The organism is Methylosinus sp. H3A (genome assembly GCF_015709455.1).
Classification (GTDB): Bacteria; Pseudomonadota; Alphaproteobacteria; order Rhizobiales; family Beijerinckiaceae; genus Methylosinus.
The window spans coordinates 2,388,177-2,403,497 of record NZ_JADNQW010000005.1 but is presented as its reverse complement, the minus strand read 5'-3'; the positions used below and the strand labels follow the sequence as shown (position 1 = coordinate 2,403,497).

Sequence of the window (15,321 nt, the reverse complement as noted above, 5' to 3'; positions counted from 1 at the left end):
GATCGGACGGTCGATTGCGCCGTCCGACAAGCACGAAGCACGAAAAATCCCTTAGTGGAGGACGTCTGAAATGTCACAGCCTCAGAGCTCTCAGGTTACGAAGCGAGGTCTCACCGATCCGGAACGAGCGGCGATCATCGCAGCCGCGATTCCGGATCACGCGCTCGACACGCAGCGCAAGTATCATTATTTCATCCAGCCGCGCTGGAAGCGCCTGTCGGAATATGAGCAGCTGTCCTGCTATGCGCAGCCCAATCCTGACTGGATCGCCGGCGGCCTCGATTGGGGCGACTGGACTCAGAAGTTCCACGGCGGCCGTCCGTCCTGGGGAAATGAGAGCACCGAGCTGCGCACGACCGACTGGTATCGTCATCGCGATCCGGCCCGTCGCTGGCACGCTCCCTATGTGAAGGACAAGTCGGAAGAGGCGCGCTATACTCAACGCTTCCTGGCGGCCTATTCGTCCGAGGGCTCGATCCGTACCGTCGACGCCTATTGGCGCGATGAAATCCTCAACAAATATTACGGCGCGCTGCTCTACAACGAATATGGGTTGTTCAACTCGCATTCGTCGGTCGGCCGCGACTCGCTGTCGGACACGATCCGCCAGACGGCCATTTTCGCGGCTCTCGACAAGGTGGACAATGCGCAGATGATCCAGATGGAGCGTCTGTTCATCGCCAAGCTCGTTCCGGGCTTCGACGCTTCGACGGACGTGCCGAAGAAGATCTGGACGACCGATCCGATCTACGCCGGCGCCCGCGGCGCGGTGGAAGAAATCTGGCAGGGCATTCAGGACTGGAACGAGATCCTGTGGGCCGGTCACGCCGTTTATGACGCGACTTTCGGCCAGTTCGCCCGCCGCGAGTTCTTCCAGCGTCTGGCGACGGTCTATGGCGACACGCTGACGCCCTTCTTCACGGCGCAGTCGCAGACCTACTTCCAGATCACGCGCGGGGCGATCGACGATCTGTTCGTCTACAGCCTGGCGAATGATCCGGAGTTCGGCGCGCATAATCGCACCTTCCTCAACGCTTGGACCGAGCATTATCTCGCTCGTTCGGTTACGGCGCTGAAGGATTTCATCGGCATCTACGCCAAGGTCGAGAAGGTCTCGGGCGCGACCGATCGCGCCGGCGTCTCCGAGGCGCTGCAGCGCGTCTTCGGCGATTGGAAGGTCGATTACGCCGACAAGATCGGCTTCAAGATCGACGTGGACCAGAAGGTCGACGCCGTTCTCGCCGGCTACAAGAACTAAAGGAAACGCACCTATGTCCAGCGCACATAACAATTACAACGCCGGCATCATGCAGAAGTCCGGCAAGGCCTTCGCGGACGAGTTCTTCGCGGAGGAGAATCAGGTCGTCCACGAGTCCAACGCCGTGGTTCTGGTGCTGATGAAGAGCGACGAGATCGACGCCATCATCGAGGATATCATCCTCAAGGGCGGCAAGGCGAAGAATCCGTCTATCGTCGTCGAGGATAAAGCGGGCTTCTGGTGGATCAAGGCCGACGGCGCGATCGAGATCGACGCGGCGGAGGCCGGCGAGCTGCTCGGCAAGCCGTTCTCGGTCTACGACCTTCTCATCAATGTGTCGTCGACCGTCGGCCGCGCCTACACGCTCGGCACGAAATTCACCATCACCTCGGAACTCATGGGCCTCGATCGCGCCCTGACCGATATTTGATCGGTCGACGACAAGGATTGCCACAATGGCGAAAAGAGAAGCGATCCACGACAATTCCACTCGCACCGAGTGGGAAGGAAAGATCGCGAAGCTGAACAGTGTGGACCAGGCGACGAAGTTCATTCAGGACTTCCGCGTCGCCAATTCCTCGCCGTTCCGCAAGAGCTACGATCTCGACGTCGATTATCTGTATATCGAACGCAAGATCGAGGAGCGGCTTTCGGTCCTCAAGACCGAGAAGCTCTCCGTCGCGGATCTCGTCACCAAGGCGACGACCGGCGAGGACGCCGCTGCGGTGGAGGCGGCCTGGGTCGCCAAGATCAAATCCGCGAAGACCAAATATGAGGCGGAGCGCATTCATGTCGAGTTCCGTCAGCTCTACAAGCCGCCGGTCCTGCCGGTGAACGTGTTCCTGCGCACGGATGCGGCGCTCGGCACTGTTCTGATGGAGCTGCGCAACACCGACTATTACGCCACGCCTCTCGAGGGCCTGCGCAAGGAGCGCGGCGTCAAGGTTCTGCATCTGCAGGCCTGACAACGGCGACCCCAACAAAAAAGAACGTGCGTTCGGGCGGATTTCCGCCCGAACGTCGTCTCTTGAAGAGGAGAGAAGCCATGGCGCATTCGGCGGAACAAGCGGCGGAGGAGCAGCGGATTCTGATTCACTCGGATTCGCGCTACGTCGCCTATACGATGGACCTCGATTACATGTGGCGCTGGGAAATCCTGCGCGACGGCGAATTCGTTCAGGAGGGATGCTCGCTGTCGAAGGATTCGGCGCGCGAGGCGGTCGCTCATGTGCTGCGCTTCTTCGCTCGACAGGACGCGGCCGCCGGCACGCCGGGCGACAATAGCGAAGAGATCCGGCGGCTGCTGCGCGCGCTCGGCACGCCGGAGCCGATCAACGACACGACAGACGCGACCAAAAACGAACTGGCGCAGCCAGAGTAGCATAGGGCGGAAGACGTATGTACCAGATCGTCATTGAGACAGAGGACGGAGAAACCTGTTCATTCGAATGCGGACCGAGCGAGGACGTCATTTCCGCAGGCCTTCGTCAGAGCGTGATCCTTCTCGCGTCCTGCCGCGCCGGCGGCTGCGCGACCTGCAAGGGCGACTGCACGGATGGCGACTATGAGCTGATCGACGTCAAGGTCCAGGCGCTGCCGCCGGACGAGGAGGAGGACGGCAAGGTTCTGCTGTGCCGCACCTTTCCGCGCAGCGATCTGCACGTCATCGTGCCCTACACCTATGATCGCATCTCCTTCGAGGCGATCCAGACCAATTGGCTCGCCGAGATCGTCGAATGCGATCGCGTGTCGTCGAATGTCGTGCGGCTCGTTCTGCAGCCTCTGACCGCGGACGGCGCGGCGCCGATCGCGCTGAACTTCGCCCCCGGGCAATTCGTCGACATCGAGATTCCGGGGACGCATACGCGCCGCTCCTATTCCATGGCCTCGGTCGCGGAGGATGGTCGGCTCGAATTCTTCATTCGACTGCTGCCGGACGGCGCCTTCTCGAAATTCCTGCAGACGCAGGCGAAGGTCGGCCTGCGCGTCGCGCTGCGCGGACCGGCGGGCTCCTTCATGCTGCACAAGAGCGAGCGGCCGCGCTTCTTCGTCGCCGGCGGCACTGGGCTGTCGCCGGTGCTGTCGATGATCCGGCAGCTGAAGAAGGAGAGCGATCCGCAGCCCGCGACATTGTTCTTCGGCGTCACCAATTACGAGGAGCTGTTCTATGTCGAGGAGCTCGAGGCGCTGAAGAGCGCCATGCCGAGCCTCGATGTGCAGGTCGCCGTGGTCAATGCGCCAGAGGGCAATGGCGTCGCCAAGGGAACGGTCATCGATCTCATGCGCGCCGAGCTCGAGAAGCTGCGCGGCAAGCCGGACATCTATCTCTGCGGTCCGCCCGGCATGATCGAGGCGGCCTTCGACGCCGCGGCGACGGCGGGCGTCCCCAAGGAGCAGGTCTATCTCGAGAAATTCCTGGCGAGCGGCTGATCCCGCGCCTGGTTCCCGTCTTCGCTCGGCCGCGCTCGCCGAGCGGGGCTCCCGACTTCCCTGCCCGAGGCGACTCGGGCAGGCTTTTTGCGTTACGCCACGATTGAGCCGGCGCCGATCGCCGCGAGCCGCCACGAATGTTTGAATCCGCTCGGGCGGGGGAGTAGAACAGCCGCGCCGGCCCCTGCGCCGGAAACAGCGGAGCCCATCTTGTCCCATTCCGTCACCGAGGCCATAGAGGCGATCGGGCGCGGCGAGATCGTCGTCGTCACCGATGACGACGACCGCGAGAACGAGGGCGACCTCATTGTCGCCGCCTCGCTCTGCACGCCCGAGAAAATGGCCTTCATCATCCGCCATTGCTGCGGCATCGTCTGCGCGCCGCTGACGCTGGAGGACGCCCGCCGCCTGCATCTCGCGCCCATGGTCGCCGCCAATGACGCGCCTCTCGGCACGGCTTTCACCGTCACCGTGGACGCGCGCGAGGGGCTCACCACCGGAATTTCCGCCGAGCAGCGCTGCAATACGGTGCGGGCGCTCGCCAATGGCAATCGCGGCCCGCATGATTTCGTGCGGCCCGGGCATGTCTTTCCGCTCATCGCCAAGGAAGGCGGCGTGCTCATGCGCTCCGGCCATACCGAGGCCGCGGTCGATCTCTGCCGCCTCGCGGGTCTTCCGGCCGTCGGCGTCATTTGCGAGCTCGCCAATGACGACGGCACGGTGATGGCCGGCCAGCAGATCGTCGATTTCGCCGCCGCCCATGGGCTGAAGCTCGTCTCCACCGCCGATCTCATCGCCTATCGGCAGGCGCGCGAGAAGCTGGTGGAGCGCGTCGCGAGCTTTCCGGTCAAGACCTTCGCCGGCGACGCGACCTGCTACGCCTATGTCAGCGCCTTCGACAGCGTCCAGCATTTCGCCTTTGTCGTCGGCCAGATCGGCGACGGCAGGGGCGTGCCGGCGCGGCTCCATCGCGCCGACATCATCGCCGATGTGTTCGGCGGCGCGGACGCCATCCGCCGCACGCTCGAGCGTTTCGCGGCGGAGGGGCGCGGCGTGCTGGTCTATCTGCGCGACGGCGCGGCCGGCGTTCCGGTCAATCCGATCGTCTCGGACAGTCGCAATTCGCAGGAGGCGCGCGCCGCGCAATGGCTGGATGTCGGCCTCGGCGCGCAGATTCTGAAAGATTTGGGCGTGAGTTCGATCCGCCTGCGCACCTCCAAGCCCAAGCCCCGCACCTATGTGGGGCTCTCGGGCTTCGGCATAGAGATTCTCGCCGTGGAGCCGCTGGACTGACGGAAACGCTCCCTCTCCCCGCTCGCGGGGAGAGGGAGAAATCATCCCTCAGATCACCACGACATTCGCGCCGACCTTCACCCGACCGTAGAGGTCGATCGCGTCTATGTCGCGCATGCGGATGCAGCCGGAGGAGACGCTCTGGCCGATCTTCTCCGGCTCATTGGTGCCGTGGATGCGGTACAGCGTGTCCTTGCCGTTCTCGAACAGATAGAGCGCGCGGGCGCCGAGCGGATTGTCCGGGCCGCCGGGCAGGCCGCCGGCGTCGGCGGTCGGCTGCAGATGCGGCCAGCGCTCCAGCATGTCCTTGGGCGGAATCCAGCGAGGCCATTCCTGCATGCCGCCGATAACGGCGCGGCCGGCCCAGCCATAGGCCTCCTGCCCGGTGGCGACGCCGTAGCGGATCGCTTTGCCGTTCGGCTCGACGAAATAGAGGAATTTGTTCTTCGTATCGACGACGATGGAGCCCGGCGGCTCGCTCGTTTTGAAGTCGACGAGATAGCGCTCATAGACCGCGCCGACGTCGGCCGTCGGCACCAGCGCCATGAATTGCGCGTCGCGCCCGCTGAGCTGCGGATCGGGCAGGCGAGGCCCCCCGACGGCGTTGCAGCCGGCGAGCGACAGAGCGAGAACCGCCGCGACGAAACCATGCCTCGAATCCATGAACGCGCCCTTTCTCAACGCCCGGAGAAGCTATTTAGGAATTTGCTTACCATAATCTTACTGAAGGAAAACATCGGCTCCGAATAATTCCCGACCTGTGTCCGCGACGCAACGGCCGCGGGATGGAAGACGGCGCCTTTTTTGAGAATTTTTCCGGCGCCCTTCCGGCGCGCCGGCGTGCTAAAAGAGCGGCGACTTCTTTGGCAGGGGCGTTGAGCGGCTGGCCATGACGAGGACCCTGTTCATCACACATGAGAGCGGCCTCGCGCATAAAATGGGCGCGGGCCATCCCGAGCAGCCCGATCGGCTGCGCGCGATAGAACGCGAGCTCGAGGGCGAGCGCTTCCAGCATCTCATCCGCATTTCCGCGCCTGCCGTTGCGCGCGAGGCGTTGCTGCGCGTCCATCCCGAGCGCCATTTGCGCGCGATCGAGGCCGCGGCGCCGCGCGAGGGCCTCGTCGCGCTCGACTCCGACACGATGATGTGTCCCGATTCGCTCACGGCCGCCCTGCACGCCGCCGGCGGCGCGGTCGCCGCCGTGGACGAGGTGATGACGGGGACCGCGGACACGGCCTTCGTCAGTGTGCGGCCGCCCGGCCATCACGCCGGGACGACGACGCCCATGGGCTTTTGCATCTTCAACAATGTCGCGGTCGCCGCGCGGCATGCGATCGCCGCCCATGCCGCGGAGCGCGTCGCCATCGTCGATTTCGACGTCCATCACGGCAATGGGACGCAGGAGATCTTCTGGGCGGATCGACAGGTCATGTTCTGCTCCACCCATCAGGCGCCCTATTATCCGGGCACGGGGGCGACGAGCGAGACCGGCGAATTCGACCAGATCGTCAACGCCCCGCTCTTTGCGGGCGCGACGGGCGACGATTTTCTAGAGGCGCTGACGAGCCGCATTCTGCCGCGGCTCAAAGATTTCGCTCCCGATCTCGTGCTGATCTCGGCCGGTTTCGACGGCCATAGGGACGATCCGCTGGGTGGGCTTCGTTTCCTCGAGCGAGACTATAGCGAGGCGACCAAGCGCATCATCGACGCCGCGCTGCGCAACGCCGACGGGCGCGTCATTTCGCTGCTCGAGGGCGGCTATGATCTCGACGCGCTGGGCCGCTCGGCGGCGGCGCATGTGCTCGCGCTGATGGGCGCCTGACGGACGAGCGGCGCTTCACGGGCTAGCTTCACGGACGAAAAACGCGCCGCTGCGAGGCGGCGCGCCATCATGACAGGAGGCGAAGGCTCAGCCCTGGCGGGCTTTGAAGCGCTTCTGCACCTTATTGATGACGTAGACGCGGCCCTTGCGGCGCACGAGCTGGTTGGCGCGATGGCGCGAACGCAGAGACTTCAGCGAATTGCGGACTTTCATCGGTCGATCCCCGGGCAAAAGGTCTTAACAGCCGGGGTGAACGCCCAGCGCCTCGTGGCCGCAGCCTATGCCCGATTTCGCGTCCGCGATCAAGCCCTCCGCCGCCACGCCGGCAAAAGGCGGGGTTTTTGTCGAATAAGCGCGTCGCATTTTTTGTGAAATCGGGCTCATCCGTCGCTCGCCGCGCCGCAGCAGATTGACAGCGGCCGAGCCTCCGGCGCATTATCTATGTTATGTTATAACATATGCTCTCGGGGGCGAGATTCATGGAAAAACCTTCTATCCGCTTCGTCATTTCGGGCGGAATTCTCGTCGCGGCGCTCGGCCCCGGCCCGTCGTGGGCGCAGGAGTCCCTGCCAGATATCGAGATCGCGGCGTCGAGCCCGATCCAGCGGCGCGCGCCAGCGACGCCGCAAGCGACGGCCGCGCCCGAGACGCGCGGCGTTCTCCCCATAGTCGCGGATCAATTCGCCACTGTGACAGTCGTCGATTCCGACGAGATTCGCCGCTCCGGCGGCGCGACGCTCGGCGATCTCTTATTCTCCAAGCCCGGAATCACCGGCTCGAGCTTCGTTCCGGGCGCCGCCAGCCGGCCGATCGTGCGCGGCCTCGACGCCCATCGCGTTCGCATACAAGAGAATGGCGTCGGCTCGAGCGGCGTTTCCGAGCTCGGCGAGGATCATGGCGTTCCGCTCGATCCGCTCGGCGTCGGCCGCGTCGAGGTGGTGCGCGGCCCGGCCACGCTGCGCTGGGGCTCGCAGGCGATCGGCGGAGTCGTCAACGCCACCAACAACCGCATCCCGGAGGCCCTGCCCTGCCGCGGCGACGAGCAGTCTCCCGGCCCCTGCATGCGGCTGGAGACGCGCAGCGCCGTCTCCACCGTCGACGCCGGGCTGGAGCAGGCGGCGCTCGTCGATGTCGGCCAGGGCAATTTTGCTCTGCACGCCGACGCGCATGGCCGCCGCACGAGCGATTACGCCATCCCCTCCTACCCCTATCTCACGCCGACCGATCCGGCGCCGCTGGTCTATGGCCGGCAACCCAATTCCTATATGCGCTCGGGCGGCTGGTCCGCCGGCGGCTCCTACATCTTCGATCGCGGATTCTTCGGCGCCTCGGTCACGCAATTCGAGAGCGTCTATCGCATCCCCGGCATGGATTCGACGGAGAGCCGCACGCGCATAGAATTGCGGCAGACGAAAGTGACCGCCAAGGGCGAATATCGGCCGCCCGCCTCCTTCATCGACGCCATTCGCGTCTGGGCCGGCGCCAGCGACTATAAGCATCATGAAGTCGGCTTCGAGGGCGGCTTCGACGGCATACAGCAGACTTTCACCAATCAGGAGCAGGAGGGCCGCCTCGAGGTCCAGCTCGCCCCCTTCGATCTGCGCTTCGCCTCGCTGACCACGGCGCTCGGCGTGCAGGGATCGCATCAGCGCCTCACCGCGCCCGGCGCCGGCGGCAATCTGTTCGACCCCAATGAGTCGCGCAGCATCGCCTTCTATCTGTTCAACGAATTCAAGCTCACCGATTCCTTGCGCCTGCAGGTCGCCGGCCGCATCGAAAACGTCGAGACGACGGGGCAGACGCCGGATTTGTTCGTCGATCCGACGATCTCCTTCAAATACGCCCGCAATTTCACGCCGAAGAGCGTTGCCGTCGGCCTGCTGCAGGACTTGCCTTTCGACACGGTCGGCAGCGTGACGGCGCAGCATGTCGAGCGCGCGCCGCGCGGGCCCGAGCTCTTCTCGCATGGCGTCCATGACGCGACGGGAACCTTCGACATCGGCAATCCGCTGCTCGGAATCGAGGCGGCCGATACTGTCGAGATCGGCCTGCGTCGCGCCAAAGGGCCATTCCGCTTCGAGGCGACATTTTTCTACACGCATTTCGACGGTTTCATCTATCGCCGCCTCTCCGGCGAGACCTGCGCGGATGATTTCGACAGCTGCTCGCCGGCCGGCGCCGGCGGCGCGCTCAATCAAGCGCTCTATTCGCAGCGGGACGCGACCTTCCGCGGCGGCGAGTTCCAGAGCCAATGGGATGTCCTCCCACTGGCGAGCGGACTGCTCGGCGTCGAGAATCAGATCGACGTCGTGCGCGCGACTTTCGCGGACGGGACCAATGTGCCGCGCATTCCGCCGGTGCGCCTCGGCGGCGGCCTCGTCTGGCGCGACGCCAATTGGCTGGCGCGCGTCAATCTGCTGCACGCCTTTCCGCAGAATAATATCGCCTCGATCGCCGAGACGCGGACCAAGGGCTATAATCTGCTGAAGGCCGAGATCAGCTACAGAATCGCGCTGCCCAAGGGCGAATTCCCGGCGCGCGAGGTGAGCGTCGGAATCGTCGGCGACAATCTGCTCAACGCCAATATTCGCAACAGCGTTTCTTATAAGAAAGACGAGGTTCCGATGCCGGGCGCCAATGTGCGGCTGTTCGCCAATTTCGTGTTCTAGCCGACAGGGCTCTGGCAGGCGCGCGCGCCGCGCCGCCGAGCCAAGCCGCCGACGAGCCCGCGCATTTCCGCGAGATCGAGCGCGAAGGCGATGGGCGCATAGACGCCGACGCCGGCGCTGACCAAAAGCGCGAGCGCGAGCGCCGGCGGCAGCGTCGCGGCCTCGGACGAGAAGGCGTGGACCGCGAGCGCCATCGCCGCCGTGGCCGCGCCGACGAGAGCGATCCGGCCCAGCGGCAATGGCATGGCGAAGGCGATACGGCTCAGAGCATAGGCCTGGGCGCAGCCGAACATCTCCGCCGCCAGCCGGCCCCACACCGCGCCGGCGAGGCCGAAGCGATAGATCAGCAGCGCCGAGACGATGAGATTGAAGACGAGGATCGAGCCCGTGTTCACCAGATAGAAACTATTGCGGTTGGACAGCAGAAAGCTCGTGTGCAGATATTGCTGCGTCAGAATTTGGAACACCACCGCCATCGCCAGAATGGGCATGGCCCAGCGTCCCGTCTCGCGAAACTCCGGGCCGAGCACGAGATCGGCGATCTGCGGCGAGACCAGAGCGAAGCCGACGCAGGCGGGCAAAGCGACGGCGAGCAGCAGCTCCGCCGATTTCGCGAGATGGCGGCGCGCCTCGGCCTCGCCGCGCTCGGCGAAGAGCCGCACGGCCATGGGCACGAAGGCGGTGGAGACGCTGATCGCCGGAATGATCAACGCCTGCCGCACGAGATCGAGACTCGCGCCATAGCGCCCGGCGTCGGCGACGCCCGCGAGCTCGGCGAGCAGAAAGCGGTCGGCGACCGTCGCCAGCGCCATCAGCGACATGGAGAAAGTGAAGGGCAGCCCGGCCTTGGCGATGTCGAGCAGACGCGCGCGATCCAGCCGCGGCCGAGCGTCGCCCCAGGCGGCGCGCCAGAACAGCGCCGTCGCCACGACCAGCGCCGCTGACGAAGAGGCGAGCAGCGCCGCGCCGCTCGCCGAAGCGAGAGCCACGCCGACGCCAAGGGCCGAAACGAGCAGCGCGCGATAGACCGTGCCGCGCAAATAATCGAGCGGCCTCTGCGCGGCGCGCAGCGACTCCTGGCTCGTCTCATAGAGCGTGACGGCGAAGGCCAGCAGCACCGAGGCCGCCGCCACCGGCGTGGACAGCCCGGTCAGCCGCGCCGCCATGAAGAACAATGGAGCCATGGGGGCGAACAGCGCCATTGCGGCGAGGATCGCGCCGCGAATATCGGCGCCGTCGCCCTTGGCCTGCTCGCGCAATATCGCGAGCTTCAGCGCGCTGGCGAGGAATGTGGCGAGCAGAGTGGCGAAGGCGAAGCCCAGCAGATAATCGCCATAGGCGGCGACGGCGAAGACGCGCGTGAACACGATGGTGTTGAGCAGGCCGAAGATTGCGGAGAACACATTGGCCGCGAAATAGACGACGGTCTGCCTGGCGAGCATGAGCGCTGCTGTCCTTGTCGAGAAGCTGAAGCCACTGTGCCATTCGGGGACGCACGAGCGGCGGGCGCGGCAAAATCTCGAAGAATCGTGCCAGCCGACCGCCGAGGCGCGCTGGCATGGATTCTTCTTCGTTTCGGCAGGCGGCGGTTTTTTGCGCCGATTTGAACCGAATGGAAAGCCTGAGCCGAGGAATAGATCGCAGCTCCGGGAAGAAAGCCTTAAACCGAGCATGGTGTGATTATGCGTGAGCGTGAGCGAGTTGAAGACATGAATTCCACCCCGGTCGCGATTGGCGAGAGCTTCGGCTGGCTTCATCACGCCGACGGGGACCGCGGCGTCATCATGTGCGCCTCCATCGGCTATGAAGGACTTTGCGCGCATCAGTCCTGGCGCATCCTCGCCGACCGTCTGGCCGCCGCCGGCCTGCCGACTCTGCGCTTCGACTATCCGGGCGAGGGCGACTCGCTCGGCGATCCCGCCGATCCGGCGCTCGTCGATGGTTGGCGCGACCAGATCCGCGCCGCCGTGCGCTGGATGCGCGAGGCGATCGGCGTGCGCGAGGTGACGCTCGTCGGCCTGCGCCTCGGCGCGGCGTTGGCGGCCGAGGTCGGCGGCGTCGAGCGTCTGGTCCAGATCGCGCCCGTGGTGAAGGGCTCTAGCTATTTGCGCGAGCTCAAGATGATGGCGCGCGTGCTCGCGGCGAGCGGAGCAACGCCCGAGGCGAGCGTCGCCACAGCGACCGCCGGCGACGACATTCATCTCGAAGGCTTCACGATCACGCAATCCATGGCCGCGGCCATAAAGCGCATCGATCTGACGCGCCTCGAGGCCGCGCCCGCCGAACGCGTGCTGCTGCTGCATGATCCCGCGGCGAAGCCGGCGCCGGAATTCGTCCAGCGGCTCGAATCGCTCGGCGCGCGCGTCACGACGCGCGAGCTGCTCGACTATCGCGCGCTGACGCCGGCGCCCATGCCGCCGCCACCGCCGCTCGCCGATCTCGACGCCGTCGTCGCCTTCGCCAGCGAAGGCGCGGGGCGCGCGCTGACGTCGCGGCCGCCGCAGGGCGCGCTGGCCTCGGAGCATTTCATCGAGCGCGCGGCTCTCTTCGGCGAGCATCGACAACTCGCCGGCGTGCTGTGCCTTCCGCGCGGCAAGCCGAAGATGACGGTGCTGATACTCGACACCGGCGCCAATCACCACATAGGCTGCGGCCGCTCCGCTGTCGATTTCGCTCGTTCGCTGGCGCGTCAGGGATTCGCCTCGCTGCGCATGGACACGCTCGGCATCGGCGATTCCGCCGTCGTCGAGGGCGGCCCGCGCACGGCTCTCTATGCGAAGGAGCGCGCCGCGGATGTCTCGGCGGCGCTGGATTTCCTCGAGATGCGCGGGCTCGAGGAGGTGACGATCTATGGCGTGTGCAGCGGCGCCGCGCTCGCGCTCTACGCCGGCCTCGCCGATGAGCGCGTGAAGGCTCTGGCGCTCGCCAATCTCCAGGTCTTCGGCCATGTCGCCGGCGAGGACCGCGACAAGCTGCTCGAAATGGGCTTTGCCGCGACCGCCACTTATGTCTCCAAGGCGATGAGCGCCCGCGCCTGGGCGCGCGTCGTCAATGGCGAAGTCTCGGTCGGCAAGCTCGTCGACATCGCGTCCGCGCTGCTGCGCCGCAAAGCGTCGGCATTCGCCGGCGCGCTCGCCCAACGCCTCGGCGTCGCGCATGGCAAGGCGCGCGAGGCGCGCGCCAATTTCACGAAATTGTCGGCGCGCGGCGTCCGCATCCTCGTGCTGCACGGCGATCATGACGTCGGCCGCGAGGAGCTCGACGTCTGCTTCGGACCCGACGCCCGCTATTTGAGGAGCCTGCCCAATGTCGCGATCGACGTCATCGACGGCGCCGATCATGCGCTCTCCTCCGCGCTCTCGCGCGAGGCGCTGCTGGAGAAGATGACTTTTTTTCTCCAGGCGGCCGACCGCGACGCGGACCCTGGCCGCGACAATCGCAGAGCGACGGCCGGCGCTCTGACCATGGCGACCCTCGGCGCCTTCACCCTCACGACGAATGTGGAATGACCCAAACTTCGCGACGCCTCCCCGAACCCGCCGCGGCGCCTGTCTTCGACGCCTCTTCCGTCGAAGCGGTCGTCTGCATTCCGACCTTCCGTCGTCCCGACATGCTCGCGACGACGCTGGAGTCGATCGAAGCGCAGGCGACGAAAGTCGCCTTCGCCGTCGTCGTCGTGGACAATGACGCCGCCGCGCCGGTCGGCCTCGAGGTCGCGCAGTCCTTCTTTCGCGATGGACGTCTTTCCGGCGTCGCGACGGTCGAGCCGCGTCAGGGCAATGTCCATGCGATCAACGCGGCCTTTCGTCTGGCGCGCGAGCGCTATCCCGCCGCGCAATATTTTCTGATGATCGACGACGACGAGCGCGCCGAGCCGCAATGGCTCGACGAAATGGTCGCCTGCGCGCGTCTGCAGGGCGCCGATATCGTCGGCGGCCCGGTGACGCCCATCTTCCCCGAGGAGGCGAGCCCCGCTTTTCGCGATCATCCAGTGTTCTGGCCCGCTTTCGGCGAGACCGGCCCGGTGCCGATCATCTATGGCACCGGCAATTGCCTGCTGCGGCGCGAGGTGTTCGACGGGCTCGCGGCGCCCTCGCTCGATCCGAGCTTCAATTTTCTCGGCGGCGGCGATACGGAGTTCTTCACGCGCTGCCGTCGCGCCGGCTTCACCTTCTTCTGGCGCCAGGAGGCGCAAATCTATGAGCAGGTGACGCCCGGCCGGCTCGCGCTCGGCTGGGTGCTGCGCCGCAGCCTCGCCACCGGCGCGATCAATTACAGCATAGACCGCCTCGCCGCGCACAGCCTGCGCGAGCGCTTCGTGCTCGTCGCCAAGAATTTCGCTCTGGCGCCGGTCTCGCTGCAGCGCGCATGGCGCATGTTGAGAGAGTCCAGGCATCCGCTCGCCGCCACCCATCCGATCGGCATCGCTGTCGGCCGGCTGCTCGCCTCGGTGGGGCTGATGCCGCAACCCTATCGCTATTCCTCATGACGGATGCGGAAGCGTCATCCGCCGGGGCGCTGGACGAGCTCGACGGCCGCGGAGTGGTGTTCTGCGCCATTCTGCTCGTCGGCTGGATCACTTTTTCGCCTTTCGCCGATCTCGCTTCGCCGGAAACGCTGGAGCTGGCGGAAGGGCGCGACGTTCAGCTCTACGCAGCCTTCGGCCTGATGGCCGCGGCGTCGTTCTTCTATGTCTGGCGGACCGACCGGCAGGCGCTCGCCAGCCTCGCCACGCCCACCAATCTGGCGCTCGCGGCCTGGATCGGCGTGACGCTGGTCACCTCGCAGGAAATCTCCAACTCGCTGAAGCGCGTGGTGATGCTCGCCTGCGTCGGAACCTGCTGCCTCTCGCTCTTCCTGCTGCCGCGCGGCCGCGACGATCTCGCCAAATTATTGAGCATCGTCGCGCTCATCATCGTCGGCCTCTCCTATTTCGGCCTGATCTTCCTGCCGCATTTCACGATCCATCAGGCGACCGACATAGGCGAGCCGCAGCTGGCCGGCGACTGGCGCGGCGTGTTCGGCCACAAGAACATCGCCAGCGCGATCTTCTCCATGCTGACCTTCATCGGCATTTTCGTGCTGCGCGCCGGACGAACCGTCGAGGGATGGACGATTTTCGTCCTCTCGCTGCTCTTCGTGCTCTGCTCGGGCGGCAAGAGCTCGACCGCCATCTGTCTGACGACGATCATTCTCTCCTTCCTCGCCGAACGCACGCGCAATGTCGTCTTGTGGTCGATCATCGTCTTCTCGCCGCTGGCGCTGCTGAATTTCTTCGGCATAGGCTCGATCCTCTTTCCGCAGATCGGGGCCATCGCCGGCTCCCTGCCGCTCGACGCCTCCTTCACCGGCCGCACCGACATATGGACTTTCGCGATTCCGAAGGCCGGCGAGACGCCGATCTTCGGCCACGGCCTCGGCGCATTCTGGAACACCGCCGCGCTGCGCTTCGGCGGCGAGGACACGACGATCTGGGCCGGCAACGCCGCCCATGCCCATAATGGCTATCTCGACACTGTGCTGGCGATGGGCCTGCCGGGTCTGGCGCTCGCCTTCGCGGCGCTGATCGTGCAGCCGGCGCGCGATATTCGGAGCGTCTGCAGGCGCGGCGACGAGCCGGCGGTCTCATTGCTTTTCCTACAGATTTGGATGTTCAGCCTCTATCTCAACTCGCTCGAGAGCTTTTTGTTCGAGCGCGCAAATCCGAGCTGGATCGGATTGCTCTTCGCCCTTTTCGGCATTCGCTACCTCGCCGAATTCAAGATTCGGCGCTGACCGGCCCCAGCCTTGCGACCTCGAATGAGAAACCGGGAAATTGTCCCATTCTGGCACGGCGGCGGCCTGCTCCA

The 15,321-nt window shown here is 65.5% G+C and carries 15 protein-coding genes; 12 read left to right on the top strand and 3 right to left on the bottom strand.

From position 1 onward, the window contains the following. Positions 1 to 70: 70 nt before the first annotated feature. The 6 genes from mmoY (at position 71) to ribB (ending at position 4,981) form a co-directional block, all read left to right on the top strand. Positions 71 to 1,258 carry an aromatic/alkene monooxygenase hydroxylase subunit beta gene (gene mmoY, locus IY145_RS14180; protein WP_196408797.1) on the top strand — a complete coding sequence of 396 codons (1,188 nt, stop codon included), beginning with the start codon at positions 71 to 73 and terminating at the stop codon, positions 1,256 to 1,258. 13 nt (positions 1,259 to 1,271) lie between these two features. Beyond that, positions 1,272 to 1,688 carry a methane monooxygenase regulator MmoB gene (gene mmoB / locus IY145_RS14175; protein WP_064032849.1) on the top strand — a complete coding sequence of 139 codons (417 nt, stop codon included), beginning with the start codon at positions 1,272 to 1,274 and terminating at the stop codon, positions 1,686 to 1,688. 25 nt (positions 1,689 to 1,713) lie between these two features. After that, positions 1,714 to 2,223 (top strand): aromatic/alkene monooxygenase hydroxylase subunit gamma, encoded by a 510-nt coding sequence (mmoZ, locus tag IY145_RS14170; RefSeq protein WP_196408796.1) that lies wholly within the window; start codon positions 1,714 to 1,716, stop codon positions 2,221 to 2,223. Positions 2,224 to 2,303: 80 nt separating this feature from the next. Continuing rightward, the gene (gene mmoD, locus IY145_RS14165) at positions 2,304 to 2,639 is read left to right on the top strand and encodes a soluble methane monooxygenase-binding protein MmoD (protein WP_196408795.1); all 336 of its coding nucleotides are present in this window, start codon (positions 2,304 to 2,306) and stop codon (positions 2,637 to 2,639) included. Positions 2,640 to 2,656: 17 nt separating this feature from the next. Next, positions 2,657 to 3,688: an aromatic/alkene monooxygenase hydroxylase FAD-binding subunit MmoC gene (gene mmoC / locus IY145_RS14160; protein ID WP_196408794.1), complete on the top strand. Its 1,032-nt coding sequence runs from the start codon at positions 2,657 to 2,659 to the stop codon at positions 3,686 to 3,688. A gap of 210 nt (positions 3,689 to 3,898) precedes the next feature. Then, on the top strand, positions 3,899 to 4,981 hold the full coding sequence (gene ribB / locus IY145_RS14155; protein ID WP_196408793.1) for a 3,4-dihydroxy-2-butanone-4-phosphate synthase: 1,083 nt from the start codon (positions 3,899 to 3,901) through the stop codon (positions 4,979 to 4,981). A 48-nt stretch (positions 4,982 to 5,029) separates the two neighbouring features. Here the strand turns inward: ribB and IY145_RS14150 are convergent, their stop codons facing one another. Next, positions 5,030 to 5,644, bottom strand: coding sequence for a L,D-transpeptidase (locus tag IY145_RS14150; RefSeq protein WP_196408792.1), 615 nt, complete (start codon positions 5,642 to 5,644; stop codon positions 5,030 to 5,032). A 226-nt stretch (positions 5,645 to 5,870) separates the two neighbouring features. Here IY145_RS14150 and IY145_RS14145 point away from each other — a divergent pair, with 226 nt between their 5' ends. Next, positions 5,871 to 6,803, top strand: a complete 933-nt coding sequence (locus IY145_RS14145; RefSeq protein ID WP_196408791.1) for a histone deacetylase family protein — start codon at positions 5,871 to 5,873, stop codon at positions 6,801 to 6,803. Between the two features lie 87 nt (positions 6,804 to 6,890). Here IY145_RS14145 and ykgO read toward each other — a convergent pair whose 3' ends face one another. Beyond that, complete coding sequence (gene ykgO, locus IY145_RS14140; RefSeq protein WP_196408790.1) at positions 6,891 to 7,016, bottom strand: type B 50S ribosomal protein L36; 126 nt, start codon at positions 7,014 to 7,016, stop codon at positions 6,891 to 6,893. Between the two features lie 266 nt (positions 7,017 to 7,282). Between ykgO and IY145_RS14135 the strand changes: the two genes are divergently transcribed. Next, entirely contained in the window at positions 7,283 to 9,472 is a 2,190-nt protein-coding gene (locus IY145_RS14135) for a TonB-dependent receptor (protein WP_196408789.1), read from the top strand. Here IY145_RS14135 and IY145_RS14130 read toward each other — a convergent pair. After that, positions 9,469 to 10,914: a lipopolysaccharide biosynthesis protein gene (locus IY145_RS14130; protein WP_196408788.1), complete on the bottom strand. Its 1,446-nt coding sequence runs from the start codon at positions 10,912 to 10,914 to the stop codon at positions 9,469 to 9,471. The genes IY145_RS14135 and IY145_RS14130 overlap by 4 nt on opposite strands. Between IY145_RS14130 and IY145_RS14125 the strand changes: the two genes are divergently transcribed. Genes IY145_RS14125 through IY145_RS14110 form a run of 4 tightly spaced genes read left to right on the top strand, consistent with a single transcriptional unit; the run spans position 10,913 to position 15,247 of the window. Beyond that, the gene (locus IY145_RS14125) at positions 10,913 to 11,152 is read left to right on the top strand and encodes a hypothetical protein (protein WP_196408787.1); all 240 of its coding nucleotides are present in this window, start codon (positions 10,913 to 10,915) and stop codon (positions 11,150 to 11,152) included. The two genes, IY145_RS14130 and IY145_RS14125, sit on opposite strands and share 2 nt — an antisense overlap. 29 nt (positions 11,153 to 11,181) lie before the next feature. Beyond that, a complete protein-coding gene (locus IY145_RS14120; RefSeq protein ID WP_196408786.1) occupies positions 11,182 to 12,981 on the top strand; it encodes a hypothetical protein in 1,800 nt (599 codons plus the stop codon). Beyond that, the gene (locus tag IY145_RS14115; RefSeq protein ID WP_196408785.1) at positions 12,978 to 13,961 is read left to right on the top strand and encodes a glycosyltransferase family 2 protein; all 984 of its coding nucleotides are present in this window, start codon (positions 12,978 to 12,980) and stop codon (positions 13,959 to 13,961) included. The genes IY145_RS14120 and IY145_RS14115 overlap by 4 nt, the downstream gene beginning before the upstream one ends. Next, on the top strand, positions 13,958 to 15,247 hold the full coding sequence (locus tag IY145_RS14110) for an O-antigen ligase (protein WP_196408784.1): 1,290 nt from the start codon (positions 13,958 to 13,960) through the stop codon (positions 15,245 to 15,247). The genes IY145_RS14115 and IY145_RS14110 overlap by 4 nt, the downstream gene beginning before the upstream one ends. Positions 15,248 to 15,321 lie beyond the last annotated feature (74 nt).